This is a genomic window from Yeosuana aromativorans (genome assembly GCF_014646655.1).
GTDB lineage: Bacteria > Bacteroidota > Bacteroidia > Flavobacteriales > Flavobacteriaceae > Yeosuana > Yeosuana aromativorans.
Genome location: NZ_BMNR01000001.1, coordinates 97,309 through 118,632 on the forward strand (window position 1 = coordinate 97,309; position 21,324 = coordinate 118,632).

At 37.4% G+C, this 21,324-nt stretch carries 11 protein-coding genes; all 11 read left to right on the forward strand.

Annotated features, from left to right (window positions below):
* Positions 1–13 precede the first annotated feature (13 nt).
* The 11 genes from IEW94_RS00395 to IEW94_RS00445 all read left to right on the forward strand — a co-directional run bounded on the left by IEW94_RS00395 (position 14) and on the right by IEW94_RS00445 (position 21,324).
* Positions 14–1,801 carry a RagB/SusD family nutrient uptake outer membrane protein gene (locus IEW94_RS00395; RefSeq protein ID WP_188649285.1) on the forward strand — a complete coding sequence of 596 codons (1,788 nt, stop codon included), beginning with the start codon at positions 14–16 and terminating at the stop codon, positions 1,799–1,801.
* A 35-nt stretch (positions 1,802–1,836) separates the two neighbouring features.
* Positions 1,837–3,384, forward strand: coding sequence for a DUF5123 domain-containing protein (locus tag IEW94_RS00400; RefSeq protein ID WP_188649286.1), 1,548 nt, complete (start codon positions 1,837–1,839; stop codon positions 3,382–3,384).
* A gap of 142 nt (positions 3,385–3,526) precedes the next feature.
* A complete protein-coding gene (locus IEW94_RS00405) occupies positions 3,527–4,843 on the forward strand; it encodes a pectate lyase family protein (RefSeq protein ID WP_188649287.1) in 1,317 nt (438 codons plus the stop codon).
* 52 nt (positions 4,844–4,895) lie between these two features.
* On the forward strand, positions 4,896–6,323 hold the full coding sequence (locus IEW94_RS00410) for a glycoside hydrolase family 28 protein (RefSeq protein ID WP_188649288.1): 1,428 nt from the start codon (positions 4,896–4,898) through the stop codon (positions 6,321–6,323).
* A gap of 21 nt (positions 6,324–6,344) precedes the next feature.
* Positions 6,345–7,361: a DUF4861 family protein gene (locus IEW94_RS00415; protein ID WP_188649289.1), complete on the forward strand. Its 1,017-nt coding sequence runs from the start codon at positions 6,345–6,347 to the stop codon at positions 7,359–7,361.
* A gap of 7 nt (positions 7,362–7,368) precedes the next feature.
* A complete protein-coding gene (locus IEW94_RS00420) occupies positions 7,369–8,610 on the forward strand; it encodes a glycoside hydrolase family 88/105 protein (RefSeq protein WP_188649290.1) in 1,242 nt (413 codons plus the stop codon).
* Between the two features lie 11 nt (positions 8,611–8,621).
* Entirely contained in the window at positions 8,622–10,247 is a 1,626-nt protein-coding gene (locus tag IEW94_RS00425; RefSeq protein ID WP_188649291.1) for a glycoside hydrolase family 43 protein, read from the forward strand.
* Between the two features lies 1 nt (position 10,248).
* Complete coding sequence (locus IEW94_RS00430; protein ID WP_229669407.1) at positions 10,249–11,220, forward strand: alpha/beta hydrolase; 972 nt, start codon at positions 10,249–10,251, stop codon at positions 11,218–11,220.
* Between the two features lie 279 nt (positions 11,221–11,499).
* Complete coding sequence (locus IEW94_RS00435) at positions 11,500–18,213, forward strand: pectinesterase family protein (protein WP_188649293.1); 6,714 nt, start codon at positions 11,500–11,502, stop codon at positions 18,211–18,213.
* Between the two features lie 3 nt (positions 18,214–18,216).
* Entirely contained in the window at positions 18,217–20,073 is a 1,857-nt protein-coding gene (locus IEW94_RS00440) for a right-handed parallel beta-helix repeat-containing protein (RefSeq protein ID WP_188649294.1), read from the forward strand.
* Positions 20,074–20,292: 219 nt separating this feature from the next.
* Complete coding sequence (locus tag IEW94_RS00445) at positions 20,293–21,324, forward strand: LacI family DNA-binding transcriptional regulator (RefSeq protein ID WP_188649295.1); 1,032 nt, start codon at positions 20,293–20,295, stop codon at positions 21,322–21,324.

Below are 21,324 nucleotides of genomic sequence, written 5' to 3' on the forward strand. Positions count from 1 at the left end.
TATTACTTAGAAGATGAAACATATACTAATAATTTATGGAATACTAATAGCAGGGCTTTTTACTTCTTGTCAAGAAACACAAGGCGACTTTTTAGATGCTCCTGCTAAATCTACCTTAGATGAGTCCCTTATTTTTTCCACACCGGGATTAGCTAGAGGTGCTATAAATGGTATTTTAGAGCCCATGGGGCAAACAAACTCCTACAGAGGGCGTTTTATACCATTTTACGGATTCAATACAGATGCCGAATACAACTACAGTTCTGATGACGCTGGAAGTTCACAAGGAGAACTTATGATTTATGACACCAAGCCAAATAATTCACAAATGAATTCTACAAACAATGCTTGGGCCATGATGTATTCGGGCATAGAACGTGCCAATATTGCCATTCGTGGTATACGTACCTATGGTAATCCAGAGCCTGGAAATGAATTGGGTCAATTACTGGGTGAAGCCCTTACGTTGAGAGCCATCTATTATGCTGACCTTATGAAAGCTTGGGGAGACGTTCCAGCTCGTTTTGAACCGATCAACTCTGAAACTATTTATTTACCAAAATCAAGCCGTGATGTTATCTACAAACAAATTATAGCAGATCTTGGCGAAGCAGAAACATTGGTTCCATGGCCAAATGAATCTCCAGAGACTTCTACCGTAGAGACTGTCAACAAAGCTTTTATAAAAAGCTTTAGAGCGCGTTTGGCAATGGTTGCCAGTGGTTACCAACAATATCCTGATGGTATCCACAGAAGTACCGATCCTGATCTTTCTGTAGCAAACATGTACAAACTAGCACTAGATGAATGCCGTGATGTAATAAACAGTGGTAAAGCACATTTAGAACCATCGTTTAAAACATTATGGGAAAAATATAACCAAGAAGATATATCTGCAGGTGGCGAACCGCTTTGGCAAATTCCATTTGCTGATGGTCGTGGACGTGTATTATTCTCATTTGCCGTACGTCACCGTAGCGTTGACCAATATACTGGCCAAGGTCGTGGCGGAATTGCAGGACCACTTCCAACCGTTTTTTATGATTATGACGAAGCTGATAACCGTAGGGATGTAACCTGTGTTCCTTATCAATGGGGAACAGCAGTTAATGGCGTTTCCCAACAAGAATTAGTAGGATTGGATACCTGGTATTTTGGAAAGTATCGTTATGAGTGGATGACACGTTATGTAACGTCAACCAATGATGATGGTGTGAATTTTATGTACATGCGTTACGCAGAAGTACTTTTAATAGCTGCTGAAGCAGCCAATGAACTTGAAGGACCAGCTGCAGCTGCACCATATCTAAAACAAGTTCGTAGCAGAGCGTTTAATGCTGCTGATCAAGCCCAAAAAGTAGATGCCTATGTTAATAGCTTATCAAGTAAAGAAGCTATGTTCAATGCTATTGTAAAAGAACACATGTTTGAATTTACTGGCGAGATGGTTCGCAAACAATCACTTATTCGTTGGAATTTATTGAAAACCAATTTAGATGAAGCAATAGCTAAAATGGAGGATTTAAAAAATCGTACGGGTGACTATGCAGATGTTCCAACAACACTTTACTATAAATACGAAGCTGATAACGAAACACTTGATATTTATGGATTAAACAGAGGAGAGAATGTTGATCCGGGAGTAGAATACTCTGCTAAAAGCTGGGACGCTCTAGATGATACTATGATCAACTCTTTGTATAAATCAGGCGTAAATCCTGATGACAGACAATTCTGGCCTATATGGCAAGTATTTATTGATGGAAGTAATGGCAAATTGGTCAATGACTATAACTATTAGAAAACCACAAAAATTAATAACAAGTTTTTAAGATTATGAAAAAATATAAATATATATTAAAAGTATTGTTTACAGTGTCTTTGGCATTTATTGTTACCAATTGTGGTTATAATGAAGATGTTATAGAAGAGTTGGCTGTAAACAGAGAATTTGCCCCTGTAGCGTTAACGGCGCGCGTTAGAAATCAAACCATTGTGGAGTTGAATTGGACCGTAGATCCCAATGTAGACCATTATGTGGTAGAATTCAGTGCCGATGATCCAAATTTTACCACCGTTTTCAAATCTGTTGATGTTACAGGTGATCAGTTACCTGTTCAGATTGCTTTGGAGGGTGAAACAGTTTATTCAATTAGAGTAAAAGCTATAAGCGCAAGAGGGCTGGATGAATCTAAGTGGTCACTTACAGAAGCAACAACGCTAACCGAACAGATTTTTATAGCTGGTGAACCTGGTGATATTGAGGCCACTCAGGCTACATTAAGATGGGTTGCAAATAGTAATGTGACTAAAATTGTTGTACAACCGGGTGATATTACCCATGACATTACACCTCAAGAAAAAATAGATGGCGTTGCTGTGATTACCGGATTAACTGGTGAAACAGATTATACAGCAACTTTGTACAATAATACAAAAGTAAGAGGCATCACAACGTTTACCACTGGAATTGATGTAGGCGATAATACTTTGGTTTTACCCACTGATGATTTATTCCAAATGATTGCTGATGCCGCTCCTGGAGATATTTTACTCTTGGAACAGGGTGATTATACGTCTCAAATTGGAACAATAACATTAGATAAATCAATTACCATTCAAGGTTTAAGGACAGATTTTAAACCACAGTTAAAAGTTAGCTTTTCAATTGTTGATGGTGCTACTGATGTAAATTTAATCGATTTAGATCTTACAGGTGATACAGTTACACAATTAACTGATGTTGTAAGATATACCGGAGCTGGTAATTATAATTCCCTTTTAGTTAGTGGTTGTAACATCCATGACTATGACCGTTCGTTCATAGCTGGCAACCAAACCGATGCCATTGTACAATCAGTAACAGTTGAAAATTGTGTGGTAACCAATATTCTCACAAGTGGTGGTGATTTTATTGACTTCAGAAATTCTGATGTATTAAACGTTAGTGTTTCCACCAGTACTTTTAATAATTGTGCACCTGGTCGTGACTTTTTCCGACTTGATGATGCAGGAACTTCTACCCAAACGGGTTTAACATGTAATGTTCTTTTAGATCAGTGTACCTTGTATGGTTGTTCAAATACTACTGATAGAATTTTATATGTAAGATTCCAATTAAATAAAATAACGGTAACCAATAACTTGTTTGCAGAAACAACCGCTTATTATTCAAACCAAAGTAGAACGGATCCAAATCCAACTTTTGATAATAATAATTATTTCAACGCACCAGGATTCTATACAACCAATACCGTATATGACGCAACTACATCATATACAACCTTGGATCCAGGATTTACTGATGCTGCCAGCGGAGATTTTACGGTAACAAATCAAACATTGTTGGATAACCAAGTTGGAGACCCTCGTTGGAGACAATAATAGTTTTTAACTTAAAAAAGTTAGTTATAACATAAAAAAAAAGAGGTATGCATCATTAGTTGTATACCTCTTTTTAATATAATCTTAAATTGTTGTTCCTTTTTATTTAAGGTAAACAACATTTTAAACCAAAAAAATTATAATGATAAAAAAAACGTTTCTTCTCATCTACAGCCTTTTGTTGGTTCATAACTTATCCTACTCACAGCAATTAGCATTCCCCTCAGCAGAAGGCTTTGGGCAATATGCAAGTGGCGGTAGAGGTGGCATTATTTATAAAGTGACCAATTTAAATGATGATGGCGAAGGAAGTCTTAGGAAAGGTATTTTAAAAAGTGGTCCTAGAATCATCGTCTTTGATGTATCTGGAACCATTGAGCTTCAAAGAGATTTAGACATAAATAAGGGCGATTTAACCATACTAGGCCAAACGGCGCCTGGAGAAGGTATAACCCTTAAAGGCTATCCTGTGACCATTAAAGACAGTAATGTTATCATAAGATATCTAAGATTTAGAATGGGAGACATTAATAAAATTGAAGGTGATGCCCTTGGCTGTCGAGATTCCAAAAACGTCATCATTGACCATTGTTCCATAAGCTGGTCAACGGATGAGGCCGGGTCTTTCTACAATAATACCAATTTTACACTGCAATGGTGCATCATTTCCGAAGCATTAAACAATTCTGTTCACCATAAAGGGCCACACGGCTATGGTGGTATTTGGGGCGGTGTGAAAGCATCATTTCACCACAACTTAATTGCTAACAATAATAGCAGAAACCCAAGATTCAGTGGGTCATCCACTACATTAAATTCTGTAAACGAATTTGTGGATTTTAGAAACAATGTTATTTATAATTGGGGAAATAACAGTATTTATGGGGGCGAAAAAGGCGAATACAACATTGTAAATAACTATTTTAAACCAGGTCCAGCAACAGAATCTTCAAAACGTTCCAGAATTGTTGAGCCCTATGAACCTTATGGTAAATTCTATGTTGACGGCAACTATATGGAAGGCTCTAAACAGGTTACAAAGAATAATTGGGATGATGGTGTACAATGCGATAATCCTCAAGCAGCTAAAATAAATGAGCCTATTGGTATATCAAATAACGTAAAAACTACATGTGCAGTTCAAGCTTATAAAGATGTTCTTATGAAAGCTGGCGACAACCTATTTAGAGATGCAGTAGATTCAAGAATAATAAGAGACACCAAAGAAGGACGTGCCGATTATAAAAATGGCATCATAGATTCGCAAGACAATGTTGGCGGTTGGCCAATTCTAAAAACAGAAGACCCACCAAAAGATCTAGATGAAGATGGCATGCCCGATATCTGGGAAGAAAAAAATGGTTTAGATCCAAAAACAAACGATTCTAATTTATATACTTTAGATACAAAATATACAAACATTGAAGTTTACGCCAATTCTTTAATCCATTCCGTGTAAAATCTCTGTGAATTTTAGAAATTGTAGATACTTAAAACTAATTATAACGCTCATGAAAATCATAAAATCAAATTTATTTTACAATTTAATATGTTTCTTAGCAATAGGAATTGTATTCTCTTCATGTAAAGAAAATAAAAAAACAACAGTAGCTACGTCAGCCTTTGCTGCTGCTGATACAATCATTGCTTCCATTAAAAACCCTGAGTTTCCGGATAAAACTTTTAACATCATGGATTTTGGTGCTGTGGCGGATGGCGTTACAAACAATACCGAAGCTATCAACAAAGCCATTGACTCGTGCAGTAACTCTGGTGGTGGTAAAGTCATCATCCCATCCGGTGACTTTTTAACAGGACCAATCGTTTTAAAGAGCAATGTAAACCTTCACTTGGAAGAAGGGGCTACGGTACTTTTTTCAAAAGACAAAAACGATTACCTCCCAGTTGTTCTCACCTCTTATGAAGGCACTGAAATGATGAACTATTCGCCATTGGTTCGTGCCTATAAACAAAAAAACATAGCGGTGACCGGTAAAGGTGTTTTTGATGGCCAGGCAGGTAATGATAATTGGTGGCCTATGAACGGCAATAAAAGATTTGGTTATCAAGAGGGAGAACCCAGTCAACGTGATGACCACAACTTACCCAGATTGCGTAAAATGAATGAAAATAACACACCAGTTGCTGAGCGCGTGTTTGGTGAAGGTCACCAATTTAGGCCTTCCTTTTTTGAGCCGTTTGAATGCGAAAATGTGCTTGTTCAAGGAGTGACGTTTACAAATGCACCGTTTTGGATTTTACATCCCATGAAATGCAATTATGTAAGGGTTGACGGTGTAACAGTAAGAAGCCATGGCCCAAACAATGATGGCTGTGACCCAGAATTTTCTAAAAATGTACACATTGACAATTGTGTATTTGATACGGGCGACGATTGTATTGCCATCAAATCCGGGAGAAATGATGAAGGCAGAAGAATTAATATCCCCAGTGAAAATATAGTGGTTGAAAACTGCAACATGAAAGACGGCCACGGAGGTGTGGTCATTGGAAGTGAGATTTCAGCAGGCGTTAGAAACGTGTATGTGCGTAATTGTAAAATGGACAGCCCAGAACTGGAACGAGCCATTCGGATAAAAACCAACACGATACGTGGTGGTTTTGTAGAAAATGTATTTGTCAAGAACATCCAGGTGGGGCAAGTAAAAGAAGCTGTCTTAAAAATAAACACATACTATGCCATTTATGACAATCAAGAGGGGCATTTTATCCCCTCCATAAAAAATATCCATTTAGAGGATGTTCAGGTTGAAAATAGTGGCGAGTATGGTATTTTAATAAAAGGACGATCAGACAATCCCGTTAAAAATGTTACCCTGACCAATGTAACCATCAAAGGTGCCAAAACGCCTGTATCTGTTGAGAACTCAGAACCCATTGTGTTTAAAAACACAACCATAAACGGAAAACAATATTAAAAACACTAAAAAAAATATATCATGAAAAAACTGGCTTTCTTATCCCTTATCATTTTAAGTTTGGTTTCCTGTAAAGAAAAAAAATCTGAAAGTAATTCTGAAGCTAAAGCAGAACAGAAAAGTGAAATGAGATCTTCATCAAAATCCTATGCGGAACTTTCCATTGCACAAGGTGGAAAATGGATTGATGGTTCAAGAGGACACAAAGAATATGATGGTGGAACGTCTTTTAAAAATGTTGATTCCTTAACGGTTCCCAAAGAACATACCGATCATTCCTGGTATATACGCTATGAGGGACCAGGCTGGGAAAACAGCCAAATTGGGTATCGCCTATATCTGGATTGGAGAAATGCCATAGATATATTTGGAAAAAAAGTAGACACGTTGGTATTGCCGTATGTTGGTCAAGATGGTTTTGATTCCTATCACGAACCATCGCCTTGGGGGCAGGACATCCTAAAGGCTGGAAAATCAATGGGAATTGGTGGTTATGGCCGCATGGTAGCCGATACAGTAGCTCATTTTAGAAGTGTAAAAAATACGTTTGCCACAGTTAAAAATTCAGACGGTTACTCAACAATTAATATTTCTTATGAAGATTGGAAAACTGGGGATGACAGCATCAATTTACATGCACAACTTACTATGTATCCCAATGACCGATTTACAAAAGCAGAATTAACGCCTTCAAAAGCGATTACTGGTATTTGTACAGGAATTGTAGATCATGGCGTTGCCTTTCATAAAAAGGAAGGTGAAAAATGGGCATACATAGCTACTTACGGATTGCAAACTTTAGCAAGTCCACCTGACAATTTGGGTATGGCTCTCTTTTATAAATTAGATGAAGTCGCCGAACAAAAGAAAGGTCAATATGAACATTTAGTGATTTTTAAACCTAGTACCGAAACCATTACCTATTACTTTTTAGGTGCTTGGGAGCAAGAACCTGATGGTATCAAAACAGAAGAAGCATTTATTCAAGATTTGAATAAAAAATTAGAAGTGCTAGATAAAACCAATGTATTAAAATAAGGTCTCCATGAAAAACTTAACTAGACATATAGTGTTGTTTTCTATTGTGGTAGGTTTATCAGCTACGGCCTGCAAAGACTCAAAAAAAGAAAACGCACAAGAAACTGCCTCTGTTGAAAAAATTGTTCCAGAAAACCTGAAATGGTCAGAGCGCATGATGCTCTCAGAGATTGAGCGCTTCCCGGAAGCAACAAAACTGGACTTTTCGGAGGAGCCCCGCTGGACCTATACTCCAGGATTGGTTTTATCGGCTTGTAGTAGGGTTTACGAACAAACAAAGAACCAAAAATATTATGATTACATCTATGATTATGCCAATACATTGATTGACAGTACAGGTAACATTGATACCTATAAACTGTCCAATCAAAACCTGGACATGATCAAGTCCGGTGACGTGCTGTTGTATTTATATCCAAAAACAAAGGAAGAGCGTTTTTTGATAGCCATGCAAACCTTAAACAAGCAACTGGAATCACAGCCCAAAACATCTGATGGCGGTTATTGGCACAAAAAAAGATATCCCTACCAAATGTGGCTGGACGGACTGTATATGGCAGAACCGTTCCATGCTCATTATGCAAAGGATTATATAGAGGATGACGCAAAAAGACAACAGGTATACAACGACGTTGTTTTACAATTTGATCTGATACAAAAACACAGTCGTGATGAAAAAACAGGGCTCCTGTACCACGGATGGGATGAAAGCAAGGAACAACAATGGGCCAATAAAAAAACCGGCAACTCACAAAACTTTTGGTCAAGGGGCATGGGCTGGTACGGTATGGCCATGGTAGATGTGTTGGACTTTTTACCTGAAAACCATCCAGGACGAGCAAGAATCATTACCTATTTAAACCAATATGCTGAGGCCATTAGCAAAGTCCAGGACCAGTCTGGTTTGTGGTGGCAAGTTTTGGACCAAGGAAAACGGGAAGGAAACTATCTGGAAGCCACAGGAACAGCCATGTTTACCTATACGTTGGCAAAAGGAGTTCGCAAAGGCTATTTGCCAGAAAAATTTCTGGATGTAGCCAATAAAGGCTATAATGGTATATTGGAAAATTTAATTTCTGTTGAAGACAACGGCGTTGTAAACCTAAACAAATGCTGTGCCGTTGCTGGTTTGGGCGGTAATCCATACAGGGACGGCTCCTTTGAATACTACATTAATGAACCCATACGCTCTAACGACCCAAAAGGAACGGGCCCATTTATCATGGCCAGCCTAGAACTGAACAAATAAAAGCCTCATTTATGAAACTGTGTTCCATTGTAGTTTTTGCTTTTTTATCAAATGTGCTATTGGCACAAAACAAACCCTATGTTTCAGAGGTTTGGGTAGCCGATAATGGTAATGGCACCTATAAAAACCCAATCATTTATGCAGACTACTCCGATCCTGATGTGGTTCGGGTTGGAGACGATTATTATATGACAGCCTCAAGTTTTAACGCAGCACCGGGATTGCCCATTTTGCATTCCAAAGACATGGTAAACTGGACCTTAATCAACCATGCCTTACCAGAACAAGTTCCTACCGAAGTATTTAAAATACCACAACATGGCAATGGTGTTTGGGCGCCGAGTATTCGTTACCACAACAATGAACTCTACATCTATTGGGGCGATCCAGATTTTGGTGTTTATATGGTAAAAACAAAAGACCCCTATGGTAAATGGGATGAACCCGTTCTTGTCATGGAAGGCAAGGGCATCATTGATACCTGTCCGCTTTGGGACGACAATGGTAATGCCTACTTGGTACACGCTTATGCTGGAAGCAGGGCTGGTGTAAAAAGTTTGTTATCGGTAAACAGAATGAATCCTGAAGGCACAAAGGTAATTGGCAAAGGCATCCATGTATATGATGGGCATGATCTAGATGATACCATTGAAGGGTCAAAGTTCTACAAACGTAACGGCTACTATTATATTTTTGCTCCTGCAGGTGGTGTTCCCACGGGTTGGCAAGTGGTTTTAAGGTCTAAGAATATTTATGGCCCTTATGAAAGAAAAGTTGTGCTAGAGCAAGGAAGTACCAAGATCAACGGTCCGCATCAAGGAGCCTGGGTGGACACGCCAAATGGCGAATCGTGGTTTTATCATTTTCAGGATGTTGGTGCCTATGGACGCATTATTCATTTACAACCCATGACATGGAAAAACGATTGGCCCATTATGGGTGAAGATTTTGATGGCAATGGTATTGGAGAACCTGTAATGTCTCATAAAAAACCGAATGTTGGTAAAACCTATCCGATAGAAACACCAGCTGAAACCGATAATTTTGATGGAACAGATATTGGCCTTCAATGGCAATGGAACGCCAATCCTGATGTGGTATGGCATGCTAAATTGCCTGGTAATGGTTATTTAAGACTGTTTTGCATTATAACTCCAGAAGATGCCCCTAACCTTTGGATGGCCCCTAATTTATTACTTCAAAAATTCCCGGCTCCTAATTTTACCGCTTCAACAAAAATCACTTTGATCCCAGAGGAAGCAACCAGTGGCAAAACCGCCGGATTGATCATCATGGGCATGGATTACGCAACCTTAAGCATTTCAGTGGATGAAAACGGTTATTTTATCAAACAAACCGAGGCCATTAATGCCATAAACGGTGCTGAAGAAAAAATAAATGAAGAAGTGCGTCTAAAAACAAATTCAGCGTATTTTAGGGTGGATGTATCGGCACCTGATGCCATGTGTCAATTTAGTTACTCTGAAAACGGAAAAACATATAAAAAAATAGGAAAGCCTTTTAAAGCCAAAGAAGGCAAATGGATTGGAGCTAAAGTTGGCCTGTTTAGCGTTAGCACAAAAGAAGCAAAACGATACGGTTATGCTGATGTGGATTGGTTTAAAATCTCTAAATAAAATGAAACTTTTGAAGTTGAGCACAATCTCAGTTACTGTTTTATTCATTCTAAATCTCAAGGTTTATTCGCAAGAAAAAAAAACGTTTAAACCTTACACGATTGAAAGTACTTATCAAAAATTAAAAAAATACTACAATTTTATTACACCCATTGAACCATTGGTTTCTGATAAAATTGTTGCTAAAGAAAATATAACCTATAAGAAAATAAATAAAGAGAAGTTAAAGTTAGACATCTATTTGCCTATTGATAAAACAAAAAAAACATACCCAGTAGTTTTACTGATTCATGGTGGTGGGTGGCTTACAGGTCAAAAAGAAAATGAGCGTGTTATGGCACAACATCTGGCCTTAAATGGCTACGTGGCTGTAGCAGTCTCATACAGACTGGGGCTTGTTGCACCCTACCCAGCTGCAGTCATCGACTTGAAAGATGCTATTAGATGGATGCGAAAACATGCTAAAAAATATCACATAAACCCTAATAAATTTGCTGTTTTAGGAGCATCAGCTGGCGGTCAACTGGCAACGCTAATTGGTGTGACTCCAAATTCTGTGATTTATGGAAAAGACGCTACTGTTTCTGACGAAGTACAGGCTATTATCAATATTGACGGTATTGTATCGTTTATTCACCCTGAAGCCTCGGCAGAATCTAAACCTGGCAAAGTATCCATGGCAGGTATTTGGCTAAATGGTGAAAAAGAAAACAATTTTAAAAATTGGAAAGAGGCTTCACCATTAGAGTATGTTGATGAGCATACCCCTCCTACTCTTTTTATAAATAGTGCCCAGCCTAGATTTCATGCTGGACGCGACAATATGATTGCTACCCTCAATAAATACAAGATTTACAATGAGGTGCACACTATTCTGGATACACCGCACTCGTTTTGGCTCATGCATCCTTGGTTTGAAACCACGTTAAGCTATACTATTGCTTTTTTAGATAAAGTGTTTAAAAAGCCATAAATAAAATCCACTATCTGAATAATTAGTTTCAAAAAAGAAACAGATAGACAAATAACATATAAAAGAGATATGAATATTTGTTGAATTCAAATTTTTTAATATATTTATGCAATCGATTACAAATATTCATAATACTAAAAAACACTAACATATTAACTAGTTTGTCAATCATCGTTATTTTTAAAGTATTATTTATTTATTTTTTAATGCAATCGATTACTTAATAAAACTATTGAAATACTGACTAGAAAACTATAAACACTAACTAAACTTAAAAAAATGAAGAAAAAATTATCCTTTATTTTAATGATTCCATTGCTCTTTGTTGCTTTTATTTCACAAGGACAAATCTCAAATCCCATTACTTATGACTTTAGGGACGGATCCATTATCAGTAATCAACAAAGTGCTGATGGTAAATTAACACTAGGTGGAACTTATCTTTATAAAGACGGAACTTATGGCCTTGATTTAAAAGTGGATCAAGTGATAAGTTTACAAGTAGATGGTAGTTGCACCATTCGTTTTCTTGGATCCCAATATTCAGGATTAGATGTAAAGGGTACCGCTATAAATGATGGTGATTTAGGGACTCAAGTTGGGAAAGTCACTAATAATTTGTCTGATACATTTGATTTCGTGTATTCTGGATTGGCAACAACCTTAACTTTCACAACAGTAGCTGCCACTGGCAATGATTTATATTTACCATCTATTGAAGTCATTCCAGCCCAAGCGGGTAAAGATTTCTCTACTGCTGAAAAAAACATTGCCTACTATTTCGACCTTAGGGATGAAAGTATAATTACTAGCACTTATCAGGGTAATATTTATGAACAGGGGCTATTCAAAATAGATGCTGGTTGCTGCAATGCTTATGGCTACAAAGACACTCAGCATGGCATTATGTTCAAAGATGGCAACATGATTACATTACAGGTTGCCGGAAACAGTTATATAAGATTAGGAGGTGATCAATATTCTGGAGGTACTATTACTGCAACAAGTTCAACAGGTGCTTTTGATGTCACTTCTCAATCACACGCAACTTCAACCACATATCCACAAGGATCAGATGGTGGCCCATGGGTAGATTTTCTGTATGTAGGAACAGCTGGCACAGTAACCCTCACTAATAATGGTAGCACAAGCTATTTACCATACATTGAAATATCACCTGTTCCATATAGTGTCTCATTAAGTTCATATGTGCAAAAATCAGGAACGATTACTCTTAATGGTGTTGATATTAGCCTAACATCTGGAGCAACAGCTTCAGACAATGCAGTTATTAGCGTTAGTACAGGTATTGTTCTATCTGCATCAAAAGATGCTGGTTCAGTAGCAATTGACTTAGGCGGTCAAGATTTATCAACCCTTACTCCTTCACTTTCTGGAGATATTGCTTCGGCAGTGATTAATGGAAATAACTTAGACATTACCTTTACCGATAATAGTACAGACCCTAAAACCTATTCCATAGCTTTATACGATAACAGTTATTTACATGGTATAACAACTTATGATTTTAGAGGAACAGAAGGGGCTACTTTGATAGCTGCAGGTCAAAGTACCGATGGTTTCTTAACATTGTCAGGCACCTACGCCCAGCATAATAACGACCCTAATAGTGCTTATGGCCTTAATATGAAAGTTGATTCTCAAATCAATATTCAACTTACCGGAAGCAATTCTGTACGTCTTCTTGGATCAAAATATTCAGGACTGAATATGGAAGGGACCGAAACAACGGCAGGTGATTTAGGTACCGTTAGCACTACAGTAACAAATGATTTATTGGATACTTACTCGTTGGTTTATTCAGATCCAGCGCTAAAAAAAGGAAGCCCATCCATTGCTTTTAAAGCTATTGCTGGCACAAACAATGATATTTATTTACCCAAACTAGATGTTATCCCAGCTCAATTAGGTGCTGCTTATACATCGCCTGTTAAAAATATACCTTATTATTTTGACTTTAGAGATGGCAGTATCATACCTACAGCAACGAATGGCCAATCAGATATATCAAAAGGTCTAGTAGATGTTATAGTTGGTTCAAGCAATGCCTATGGTTATAATGGGACACAACATGGTTCTATCTTAAAACCAGGAAATCAAATTATACTGAAGGTTGCTGGAAATTCTCATATTAAGATAGGCGGTAGTATTTATTCTTCCGGAAATATTTCAGTTTCAAGTACAACGGGAAGTTTTGATACGCCGTCTAAATCGGCAACCACTGGTGGTAACTTTGGTAATGACGGTGATACCATAGACTTTGTTTATGCAGGAACCGCCGGGACTGTTGTACTTGACTTTAGTGGCACTACCTATGTTCCATACATTGAAGTTTCTCCAATTCCATACGATGTAAACTTAACACCTTGGATACAAAAATCAGGTACTATTACGCTTAATGGAACCCAAATTGATTTTACTTCAGGTGCTGATGCCAGTGAAGCAGCAACCGTTTCAGTAAGTGCTGGAACCGTATTCAGTGCCACCAACACATCCGCTTCCATTGAAATTGATTTAGGTGGGGCAGACCTATCATCCTTCTCACCAACAGTATCAGGAGATATTGCTTCTACTTCAGTTAACGGAAACGAGCTTACTATTACTTTTACCGACACCTCTACTGATCCAACATCATATGTGTTAAATATTTCTGACAGTGCCAATGTTGTTACTGCTAACCCAGGAGAAACGTATATTTATAATTTTGCAGATGGTTCAGTGCTACCTCAAACCAGTTACTCCTCTTTACGATATGAAACATTCAAAACTAGCGATGGTATTGTTACCATAAACAGTAATACAACCGATCAAGCAGGTCAATTTGGTTTTCATGATGGCACTCATGGTGGTGTATTTTTTCCTGGCAATTCATTTAACATGATAGTAGCAGGTAATGCCACTATTACATTTATAGTATGTCAATATGGTCAAGCTACTGATGCTGTATTAGAGTTTAAAGACATCAATGGAAATGTAATTGGCTCAATACCTGCACAAAACATTGCCGCTGCTGTAGATGGCGTTCCAATGAATTTTAGCTATACTGGTCCTGCTGGCACTATTTCAGCAACTTTAGTAAGTGCTGGATATCCAACAGCAGAAATTTATTTACATGGTATGTCTATTGAAAATGCAGCAGCCATTGAACCATCAAATGGTAAAATTGACGTTTGGGATTTTGGTGCTGAACAATTGGATGCAACTGTATATAATAACAAATTAGATGCTGCAACCATAAATGCATGGTATGATGCTTCCATCACTCCAGGTAGTGCGAGTACATCTAACACACTGCCATCATTTTCCGCTGGCGTTTTGAATTGGGTTGGCGGTAGTAATGACCGTTTAAGGACCTCTAACACAAGCCTTACACGATATGATGACAATCTTGGTGGTGTTTCTGATTATAGCGGTAGGATATATGTTAATGGAGCTGGCGCAACTGGAAGATACATGGGTTTAACACTAAGTGAGGATGATGAAGTAACGTTAGCCATGACCGCCCAAAATTCAAGTGGTAATATTCACTTTACTTATGTTGCTGATCCTGCTTTACAAGACGATGTAAAAATTGTTCCCACAAGTGGTTCAGTTACTTTAGTTAAATTCGTGGCAAAATATGCAGGCTCTTATCGAATTTATGATAGTGCAGATAAACCAAGCTATTATAGAATTGAAAGAAAAGACGCAACATACAAAACATTAACTGGAACTGTAGATGTCAGTCAAGCATCTGGTATTCCCAATGGATATTCAATAATCTTTACAAACGAGGCCGGTAAAGAATGGGCAGTAACACCTTCTGGTGGAACCTACAGTATCAATCTTCCGCAAGATTATACTTACAAATTAAGTTTAGCCAATGCTAATGGTTACGTTATAAGTAGCACAAAAACCAAACTTGTTGATGCCTCTTCAACAGCATTTGATATCACCATAATTCAAGTTGAGCTATATACTGTTTCTGGTAATATCACTGGATTAGGCTCTGATATTTCTAATGTAATGTTAACTTATACATCAGATCCTGCGGCAAATAAAATATTTGTTCCAGAACCTGTTATTGATACTAACACCTCTACATACACAGTTCAATTGGAGCCAAATGTAGAGTATACCATTTCTGCAGAAGGTGTCAATGATTTTGAGATTCCTGCCAACACTCTTACCATAGGAAATGCAGCCCAATCTGCTGATATTGACTTTACACTAAAACCTGTATTTAATGTAACCATTAATGCTATAGGGCTAGATGCTACTCAGTTAAATGATTTAGAAATAACCTTTTCTAATTTAAATGAGCCTGATTATAGTTATCATTTTACCGATATAACTTCGGTTGCCCTTAGAGATGGCGTTTACACGATGAATCTTACAGGTTTGGATAAATATCCATTGGAATTAGCGTTAACATCAAACTTGGTAGTTGCTGGTGCAGATACTTCAAAAGATTTAATGTTCAATCCTGTGACCAATTGGAGTTTTGATGATCAAGTTATATCCAATACAGATTTATATTATAAAGGGTTAGGTCTTGATGGCGCTAAAAATGAAATTGCCAAAGGTCATCTTGTCTGTTCGCCAGGGAATACAATTACAGTGCCTATAAACCCAGGTGAAAAAATGATAGTAACCTATTATTATTCAGCCGAGTTTTCTATAGATGGTGGAAACCCTGTTACTACTAGTAGTGGAAGCACATCAACTCTAGAAACCGCTACCTACATATATCCTGGTAGCACCCCTGGTAATGCAATAATAACCTGTTCTGGTTCAGGCACAACTTATATAACAAATATAGCTGTAAAAGCAATTGTGCCTTTTTCTGCAATAGTTACTGTTGGAACAGATAAAGATTATCAAACAATCAATAAGGCTTTAAATGCAATTGCAGAGATGGATAGACCAAATGATGAACGCGTAACCGTAATGATAGACCCTGGTAATTACGAAGAAATGCTCGTGATTAACAGTCCTAATATCTCATTGAAAAATGCTGGAGCCATGCCAAGTATTGCGCTTTTAAACAAAGGTGTAGATATAGATGCCAATGCCGTTAGAATCACTTCATATTATGGTCACGGTTACAACTATTACAGTATGGGACCAGATCAAAAATGGCATGAAGATGTATTAGCTGTAAATAAAGCAAATGGGTATTTAAGCTATGAAAATAAAGGTTCCGGAACTACAAATGGTTCCTATTGGAATGCAACCGTTGTAGTAACTGCTCCTGGTTTTGAAGCTGAAGACGTGATTTTTGAAAACTCTTTTAACCAGTACATTTCCAAAAAAGAATCTGAAGACATTGTTGTACCAAATAATGGCGCACCAACTGGTGGTGAAAGACCTAATACCTTAGGAGACACATCTGTACAAAACAGGGATTTAGGTTTTGTAGAAAGAGCTGCAGCCATTGCATTCACCAGCAGTGCAGACAAAGCCATATTAAACAATTGCCGTGTAGTAGGCCGTCAAGACTCTTTTTATGGTAGTGAGGGCGCGAGAGTGGTTATTTACAAAGGAGCCATGATGGGAGCTGTTGACTATATTTTTGGTGGTATGACAGCCGTATTTTATAAATCTGATCTTGTTTTAAACACTAGTGATTCAGGTAATGATACGTCTTACATTACTGCTGCCCAACAAGGCAGTAGCAGAGGTTATCTTATGTACCAATGTAATGTAAAATCTCCAATCCCCGGAGTTGAAACAGCTTCTTCTGATTGGGGCAAACCAGGATACTTTGGCCGTCCTTGGGCAGCCACAACAAGTGAGGTTGTATTTTACCAAACTAATATTGATATGTCACAGAATCCTAATTTTTCTGGTCAGTCAATGATTTTTCCAGAAGGCTGGAGAAACACTTTAGGTGGAGAATCAAGTATGATGTACGAGCGCAGCACAAATGAGTTAGCTGGAGTGGATAATTCTGGCAGCCGAGCCTCTTGGTCCACTGTTTTATCAACAGATCAATTAACAGACGGAACTGATATAACCACCTTTAACTTTACCAAAGGAAATGATGGTTGGGACCCAATACCTACATTAGATGCAGATGAGGATTCAGATTATGACGGTGTTCCTGATGTTAATGACAACTGTCCGTTTACAGCTAATCCAGACCAAGCTGATTTTAATAATAATGGTATAGGGGATGTTTGTGAGGATAGTGATGGTGATGGCATTTTAGATAGCGAGGATGTTTGTCCTGAATCTGACCCAGGCGTAACTGTTGATGTTTTTGGGTGTGAGGTTTTTGAATTGCCTTCAGATAATTTTTCAATCACAACAACATCCGTTACCTGTAACGGAGAAAACAATGGATTTATCAGTATTAGTGCTGTTAACAACAACTATACTTATATTGTTTCTGTTGATGGAAATGAAGCTACTCGTTTTACCGAAACGACCACGATAGATGGTCTTGCCGCTGGCACTTATAAGGTCTGTATCACAATAGAAGGAAGGGATGATTATAAGCAGTGTTTCAACATAACTATTGAAGGCCCAACACCACTGGAAGCTTATTCAAAGGTAAATCGTACAAAAAATGAAGTTTCAATTACATTATCAGGCGCCGATAGTTATAACATCAATCATAATGGCAAGCTATCAACTACTTCAAAAAGTTCGGTGGTGATCAATCTTGAAAAAGGCAACAATTCAATTGTTATCACTACAGATAACAGTTGCCAGGGTAAGTATTCAGAAAATATATTTGTTTCGGAAGATGTTTTGGTGTTCCCTAACCCAACGCAAGGAAAAATTCAAGTTTATGTTAATGGCAAAGATTCTAATGTAGATGTTGCGTTATTTGATCTTCAAGGAAGAATATATTGGAATTCAACAAAATCAGTTTCAAATAGTAGAATTATTGATCTTGATTTAGCAAACTTTAGCAATGGTATTTATTATTTGCAGTTACAGGCAGAAACAGTTAACAAATCAATTAAAATTGTAAAAAAATAAATTATGAAAACCGTAACATATATAAATAATTTAAAAGTCTTAATGGTTTTTATTGGAGCTGTAATAATGACTTCATGTTCAAAAAATGATGACAAGACCATTTCCTACACTACTACTCCAGGGGAAGCTGCTTTAAGTTTACCATTAAACAATCAAACATGTGAAGTTGGTGAGATTATTGGTGACAAAGCTACGGTGACTTTTAGCTGGGAGGCATCAGAAGCTACTGAAACATACAATTTAACAATAACAAATTTAGTAACCCAAGATGTAACGCTTAACGTAGGTCTTCCAACAAACTCAACAGTGGTGAATCTTTTAAGAGGATATCCATATTCTTGGATGGTGACTTCCAAAAATTCTGGAAACACAACTACAAATTCAGAAGTTTGGAAATTTTATTTGGCAGGCGAAGGAGAATCAAACAATGTACCGTTTCCAGCAACGCTTTTAAGCCCTTCTTCGGGAGCTACTGTGGTACCTGTTGATGGTAAAGTAACTCTTGAGTGGCAAGGCAGTCCAGATTCAGATGGAGATGCTATTACTTATACGTTATATGCAGATACCGTTGATGGAAATCAAGACGTTCCAGAAGAATGGAAAGGTTTAACCGATACCACTATAGATATCCCTGTTGATCCAGATACCGTATATTTTTGGCATATTGAAACCAGTGACGGCACAAACGCCTCTATTAGTACAACCTATACGTTTAAAACGGGTGACACTAATTCATCTATTCCGCAAGGAACCATAGTAAGTACTTCACAAGAAGTTTTAGACGCTATTGCAGCAGCCACACCTGGTGAAAACATTTACGTTCACGGTGGTGATTATATTTTTGATTCAACCATAAAAATAACTGGCAGTGGTATGTCTGGGAATGTTATTTCATTAATGGCTTACCCCGGTGATGAAAGTAGACCTAAATTTGACTTTTCTTCTATGACTGAAAACTCTTCAAATCGTGGCATAGAAGTCAGTGGCTCATTCTGGCATATCGAAGGTATTGATGTATTTCACGCCGGTGATAACGGTATGTTTGTCCAAGGGAATAATAATGTGATTGAATTCTGTACATTCAGTGAAAATTCAGATACTGGCCTTCAGATTGGCAATGGCGCTTCAAACAATATTATTTTAAACTGTGATTCATTTTATAACGCAGATTCCACTTTAGAAAATGCTGATGGATTTGCTTGTAAACTTGATGCCGGAACAGGTAATAAATTTGTTGGATGTAGGGCTTGGCAAAACCTTGATGATGGTTGGGATGGCTATTTAAGAGGAACAGATAATATTACTACCACTTATGAAAACTGTTGGTCTTTTAAAAACGGTATCTTAAAAAACGGAACCGTTGGTGCTGGAGACGGAAATGGATTTAAAACGGGTGGTAGTGATGATAAATTATTAAAACACAATGCCATCTATAAAAATTGCGTGGCTGCCGGGAACACTCATAATGGATTTGACCATAACAGCAACCGAGGAGCTATTGAAATCTATAATTGTTCCGCTTACAACAACGGTAAAAATATTAGTTTTGGAAGCACCAACATTGCCGAATCACTTACCATAAAAAATACAGCAAGTTTATCAGGTAAGAGCAACGACAGCTTTTCTGCCACGACTACGGATATAACCAATAATAGTTGGCAAAATGGCATTGTAATAAACTCATCAGACTTTGTTAGTTTAGATGTCGATTTATTGAGCAGCCCTAGACAAGCTGATGGTAGCCTGCCCAACGTGGATTTTATGAAACTAGTGGATGGTAGTGACCTAATAGATGCCGGAATTAATGTAGGATTACAATTTAATGGAGTTGCTCCAGATTTAGGTGCTTTTGAAAAATAATTTTATTGTTCATTGATTAATAGTTCAAAAAAAGGAAGGTGGCATCAAGCCTTCCTTTTTTTAATCTTCTACTCAAATTCATAAAACAATTCAAACATATAAACAAAATTTGAGTAATAATTTTAGAAACTAAAAAAGATGCACATTAAAAAAATATATAATTAAAAAATGTATTTTTAACATTTTAATTTTAGGGTGATTTAATCTTTTAAGATAACCATGGGTAAAAAAATAACCATTTATGATATAGCAAAAAAGCTGGATATCACAGCTGCTACTGTTTCACGCGCATTGAACAACAACACCAAAATTAGTGAGGCAACCAGAGAATTGGTGATTCGAACTGCCAAGGAAATGAATTATGAGCAAAACAAACTTGCTCAGGCTCTTAAAAGTGGAAAAAGCTACAATGTTGGCGTTATAGTACCCCGAATAGACAGTAACTTTTTCGCATCCATAATCAGGGGTATCGAGGAAGAATTATACCCTAAAGGCTATCATGTTATCATCTGTCAAACCCATGATCAAGAATACCTGGAAATTGGAAATATCAATTCCTTACTAAATGCACAAGTTGATGGTATTTTAATGTCCATTTCAAATGCCAATTTAGAAAATAACGAAAGCTTTAAAAATTTACTCAAAAAAAATGTACCATTGATATTTTTTGATAGAAAGAAAGACATTAAGGGAGTAAGCTCGGTAACCATAGATGACTTTAAAGGCGCCTATGATGCTACCCAACACTTGATCAATCAGGGTTGTAAACGGATCGCCCATTTATCAAACGATAGAAAATTATTAATATTTAAAAATAGGTATTTAGGTTATAAACAAGCTATTATTGACAATGGACTCGAATTTGATGAGAGCCTTGTCATTGAAACACAAAGTAAAGTGCTAGAAGGTAGAAAGACCACAAAAATATTATTGGATATGGAAAACCGTCCTGATGCCATATTTTCTTCGAGTGATTTTACAGCACTTGGTGCCATTGAGGAAATCAAAGCCCATGGCCTTAGAATCCCTGAAGATATTTGTGTGGCCGGTTTTGCAAACGAGCCTTTTACAAAATTTATGGAACTTTCTATTACCTCTGTCGATCAATCCCCTATTGAAATGGGTAGGCTTACAGCCCAAGTGTTTTTGGAAGAAGTCAATAACAGCAAAAAAATTAAATCAGAAAAACAGGTGGTTTTAACACCTGAGTTGATGATTAGAAAGTCGTCCCAAAAATTAAAAATAGATTAA

Coding starts and splice junctions, on each gene's coding strand:
- IEW94_RS00395 (WP_188649285.1), top strand. CDS start 14: ATGAAACATATACTAATAATTTATGGAATACTAATAGCAGGGCTTTTT.
- IEW94_RS00400 (WP_188649286.1), top strand. CDS start 1,837: ATGAAAAAATATAAATATATATTAAAAGTATTGTTTACAGTGTCTTTG.
- IEW94_RS00405 (WP_188649287.1), top strand. CDS start 3,527: ATGATAAAAAAAACGTTTCTTCTCATCTACAGCCTTTTGTTGGTTCAT.
- IEW94_RS00410 (WP_188649288.1), top strand. CDS start 4,896: ATGAAAATCATAAAATCAAATTTATTTTACAATTTAATATGTTTCTTA.
- IEW94_RS00415 (WP_188649289.1), top strand. CDS start 6,345: ATGAAAAAACTGGCTTTCTTATCCCTTATCATTTTAAGTTTGGTTTCC.
- IEW94_RS00420 (WP_188649290.1), top strand. CDS start 7,369: ATGAAAAACTTAACTAGACATATAGTGTTGTTTTCTATTGTGGTAGGT.
- IEW94_RS00425 (WP_188649291.1), top strand. CDS start 8,622: ATGAAACTGTGTTCCATTGTAGTTTTTGCTTTTTTATCAAATGTGCTA.
- IEW94_RS00430 (WP_229669407.1), top strand. CDS start 10,249: ATGAAACTTTTGAAGTTGAGCACAATCTCAGTTACTGTTTTATTCATT.
- IEW94_RS00435 (WP_188649293.1), top strand. CDS start 11,500: ATGAAGAAAAAATTATCCTTTATTTTAATGATTCCATTGCTCTTTGTT.
- IEW94_RS00440 (WP_188649294.1), top strand. CDS start 18,217: ATGAAAACCGTAACATATATAAATAATTTAAAAGTCTTAATGGTTTTT.
- IEW94_RS00445 (WP_188649295.1), top strand. CDS start 20,293: ATGGGTAAAAAAATAACCATTTATGATATAGCAAAAAAGCTGGATATC.